A 548-nucleotide genomic window follows, 5' to 3' on the forward strand; every position below is an offset into this window, starting at 1 on the left:
ACCCGGACCAGGACTGAATTCACCTGCTAGTGGCGCATAGTTTGTCCAACCAGCTGCTGGTGAACCACCAATAATAAATGACAGGTTGAATAAAATCATACCTGCAAAGAATAGCCAGAAACTTACGTTGTTTAATACTGGGAATGCAACATCACGTGCTCCAATTTGTAATGGAACAACGATATTCCATAAACCAAAGATAAATGGCATTGCCATGAAGATAATCATGATTACACCATGTGTACTAAAAATTTCGTTATAGTGGTTAGATTCTAAAAATTTGTTATCAGGTACTGTTAATTGCGCACGAATAAGTAACGCATCAATACCACCACGGACGAACATTAATACGGCACAGATTAAATACATAATACCGATTTTCTTATGGTCTACAGATGTGAACCATTCTTTGTAAAGATATTTCCATAATTTAAAGTAAGTAATTACTGCGATTAAACCAATAACTAAGAATGGGGCACCAATTTGTGCCATTGTAATCATCCAGTTACCTTTAACTAGTAATTGATCCCATGGAAAATTCATTAATG

1 protein-coding gene is annotated in these 548 nt (G+C 35.8%); it reads right to left on the bottom strand.

Annotation, left to right across the window (positions count from 1 at the left end; all coding sequences use genetic code 11):
* Nucleotides 1-548: cbb3-type cytochrome c oxidase subunit I (locus tag D7X12_RS41805; RefSeq protein ID WP_439329428.1), on the bottom strand; the 548-nt coding region annotated here is incomplete at both ends.

The organism is Corallococcus sicarius, from assembly GCF_003611735.1.
Classification (GTDB): domain Bacteria; phylum Myxococcota; class Myxococcia; order Myxococcales; family Myxococcaceae; genus Corallococcus; species Corallococcus sicarius.